We start from the raw sequence: 3,467 nt of genomic DNA, 5'->3' as shown, positions 1-3,467 counted from the left end.
CCAAAGCCTCCGGGGTGGGCCTGCCGCAGGGCCTGCAGGCCACCCCTGTCAAGCGCCGAGGGGACCCACACACCACGGGACCCACCCCCGAAGCGAGAGGCGTTCGGTTCCGTGCCTCCGCACGACGTACCCCCGCACGACCTACCCCTCCGCACCCGCCTGCCGCCGTCGGCGGACCCTCCAGCGCTGCCCGCGCTGCCAGCGCTGCCTGCGCTGCCCCCGGCGCCCCCGGCGCCCCGGGGCCGTACCGCGCCCGTCGCCGCCGATCCAGATGCGCACCTCGGTGCCGCCCAGCACCGAGCGCCCGATCCGCACGTCGCCCCCGGTGGCCTCCGTGACCCGGCGGACGATGTCCAGTCCCAGCCCGGTCGACCCGTCCCGCGCCCCGTCGTTGCCGCGCCGCAGCGCCGCGTCCGGGTCGTCTATGCCCGGGCCCGCGTCGGAGACCAGCACGATCACCGCGTCGCCGGCGTCGTGCACGTCCACCGCGAAGCGGGTGCCCTCGGGGGTGTGCCGGAAGACGTTGCCGAGCAGGGCGTCCAGGGCGGCGGCGAACTCGGGCCGCGCGACGGGGATCCGTACCGTCCGGTCCACGCCCGCCAGGCGTACCTCGCGGCCCTCGTCCTCGGCCAGCGCCGACCAGAAGGCCATCCGCTCGCGGATCACCTCCGAGGCGTCGCAGCCGGCTCCTGCGCCCGCGACGCCGACCGGGCCGGTCTGCGGACGCTGCTCGCGCGCGGTGCGGATGATCGTGTCCACCTCGCGCTCCAGCTGCTCGACCGCGGACCGGGTCTGGTCCGCGGCCGGGCCCTCGCCGAGCGAGGCGGCGTTCAGCCGGAGCACGGTCAGCGGGGTGCGCAGCCGGTGGGAGAGGTCCGCCGCCAGCTCCCGCTCGTTGGCGAGCAGGCCGACGACCTGGTCGGCCATGGAGTTGAACGCGACCGCGGCCGAACGGAGTTCGGCCGGGCCCTCCTCCGGCACCCGGGTCCCCAGCCGGCCCTCGCCCAGCTGCTGGGCGGCGTCCGCGAGGCGCTGCGCGGGCTGGACCATCCGTACGCCGAGCCGGTCGGCGACCGCCACCGAGCCGACCACCAGCGCCAGGCCCACCCCGGCCAGGACCAGCCAGGCGGTCCCGACGCCGTTGCTGACCTCGCCCTCGGGCACGTAGATCTCCACGATCGCGATGCCGCCCGAACCGAGGGCCGTGGGCTGGAGCAGTACGGAGCCGCCGCTCTTCAGGGCCGTCGTGCTGGCCCGGCCGAGCCGGCGGGTGTCCTCGACCTGGTCGGCGCCCGCCCAGCCGGGGCCCAGGTCGACGGCGTCGCTGCCGGGCACGCCGGCGACGGGGTCGGCGGGGACGGCGGGGACGTGGACCGCCATCCGGTTCGCGGCCCCCATCTGGGTGGAGGCCACGGCCCGCGCGAGCTGGTTGCGGTCGGTGGTGATGGACAGCGTCGGGCCGATCGCGGCGGCCTGCCGCTCGGCGTTGGAGAACGCCCGGTCGCGGGCCATCTCCTGGACCACGAGCCCGAGCGGCACGGCGAAGGCGACGACCACCATCGCGGTCACCGCGAGGCACACCTTGACCAGGGCCCACCTCATGCGGGTTCTCCGTGTCCGGCGGTACGAGTTGCGGTGGCGGTACGGGTTGCGGTGGTGGCACGGGTTGCGGTGGTGGCACGAGTTGCGGTGGTGGCACGAGTTGCGGTGGTGGCACGAGTTGCGGTGGCGGTACGCCGCCGCCGCTCTGCCGGGGCGCGGCTCACCGTGGCGCCGCCGCTCACTGCGGCGGCTCCAGCTTGACCCCGACTCCCCGCAGGGTGTGGAGGTAGCGGGGCTTGGCGGCGGTCTCGCCCAACTTCCGCCGCAGCCACGACAAGTGCACGTCGATCGTCTGGTCGTCGCCGTACGACTGCTGCCACACCTCGGCCAGCAGCTCCTTGCGGGCCACGACCACCCCCGGCCGGCCCGCGAGGAAGGCCAGCAGGTCGAACTCCCGCCGGGTCAGGTCCAGCACCGCCCCGTCCAGCTCCGCCGAGCGGCGCAGCGGGTCGATGGCAAGCCCGCCGACCCGCAGCACCCGCGAGGGCGGCTCGCCGCCGGCCACGGCGCGCGAGCGGCGCAGCACGGCGGCCATGCGGGCCGAGAGGTGTTCGACGGAGAAGGGCTTGGTGAGGTAGTCGTCGGCGCCCGCGTTGAGCAGCCGCACGATCTCGGCCTCGTCGTCCCGGGCCGTCGCGATGATCACGGGTACGTCCGTGATGCCGCGCAGCATCTTCAGCGCCTCGGAACCGTCGAGATCGGGCAGCCCGAGGTCCAGGATCACCACGTCGAAGCGGAAGTGGGCGACTTCGCGCAGGGCCTCCAGGGCCGTGCCGACACTGCGCACCACGTGCGCGGCCTCGGAGAGGTGCCGGATCAGGGCGGAACGTACGAACTGGTCGTCCTCGACCACGAGCACACTTGCCATGGCCATGCACCGTACGCCATACGGGGGAAAACGGAGGACACGCGGGGGTGTCGGGTCGCCCCTGTGGCCCGTGGTGCAGTATGTGCCGTGATGCGCAGAGGACTTGTACACGGAATGGCGTGGACGCTCGCCACCGGTGCGGCGGTGACGCTGTCGTGGTGGGGCGTGCACACCGTCATGGCCGGTACGGCGTACGACCCGCCGCGCGCGCTCCCGCTGACCTCGCACGCCCTGTCCTCGTCCACGTCCCGGCCGGCTCCGCCGGGTTCCTCGCCCTCGGGCGCGGCGTCCGGGGCGCCGTCCGCGGGTGCGTCGGGGTCCGCGTCCGCGTCCGCGTCTTCGTCTCCGTCTCCGTCCTCGTCCGCGTCCGCCTCGGTGGGGGCGGCGGGCGGGGGTTCGGCGGGTGCGGGTTCGTCGGACGGAGCGGACGGAGGGGGGTCCGCCGGGTCCGGTTCGGGGTCCGGGTCCGGCTCGGGTTCGGGGTCCGGTTCGAGTTCGGGTGCCGGTTCGAGTTCGGGTGCCGGTTCGGATTCGGGCTCGGGGAGCGTGAAGGGCTACACCGTCGCGGGTGGGCGGGCGGTCTTCGACCTGGGCGGGACGGCCGGGGAGTTGGTGAGTGCGACCCCTGCCGCCGGCTGGCGCATGCAGGTCTGGAAGACCGACACCTGGATCCGGGTCGCCTTCACCCGGGACGGCCGCGAGGTCTCCCTCTTCTGCACCTGGCACGACCACCCGCCGCAGGTGGAGGTCTACGAGCCGTAGGGCGGGACGGGGCGGACGGGGCGGACAAGGCGGGGCAGGACGCGGCGGGCGAGGGCTTCGGGGTGGGGACCGGTGTGGGGGTGGGCTCGCTTCGGGGGCGGGTCCCGTGGTGCGTGGGTCCCCTCGGCGCTTGACCCGGTATGGCCTGCAGGCCCTGCGGCAGGCCCACCCCGGAGGCTTTGGGGCTTCGCCCTGGCCTTCGGCCACCTCCGGCCCGGGCCTGCCTCCGGACCAG

At 75.1% G+C, this 3,467-nt stretch carries 3 protein-coding genes; 1 reads left to right on the top strand and 2 read right to left on the bottom strand.

What is annotated here, in order from left to right:
• Window positions 1–141: 141 nt before the first annotated feature.
• A complete protein-coding gene (locus ACIQCH_RS38345; protein ID WP_402588999.1) occupies window positions 142–1,602 on the bottom strand; it encodes an ATP-binding protein in 1,461 nt (486 codons plus the stop codon).
• Window positions 1,603–1,780: 178 nt separating this feature from the next.
• Window positions 1,781–2,470: a response regulator transcription factor gene (locus tag ACIQCH_RS38340; RefSeq protein ID WP_402588997.1), complete on the bottom strand. Its 690-nt coding sequence runs from the start codon at window positions 2,468–2,470 to the stop codon at window positions 1,781–1,783.
• Between the two features lie 90 nt (window positions 2,471–2,560).
• Between ACIQCH_RS38340 and ACIQCH_RS38335 the strand changes: the two genes are divergently transcribed.
• Window positions 2,561–3,232, top strand: a complete 672-nt coding sequence (locus ACIQCH_RS38335; protein ID WP_402588995.1) for a hypothetical protein — start codon at window positions 2,561–2,563, stop codon at window positions 3,230–3,232.
• Window positions 3,233–3,467: the final 235 nt, after the last annotated feature.

Source organism: Streptomyces sp. NPDC093225, from assembly GCF_044753805.1.
Taxonomy (GTDB): domain Bacteria; phylum Actinomycetota; class Actinomycetes; order Streptomycetales; family Streptomycetaceae; genus Streptomyces.
This window is presented reverse-complemented; position numbering and strand designations above follow the sequence as displayed.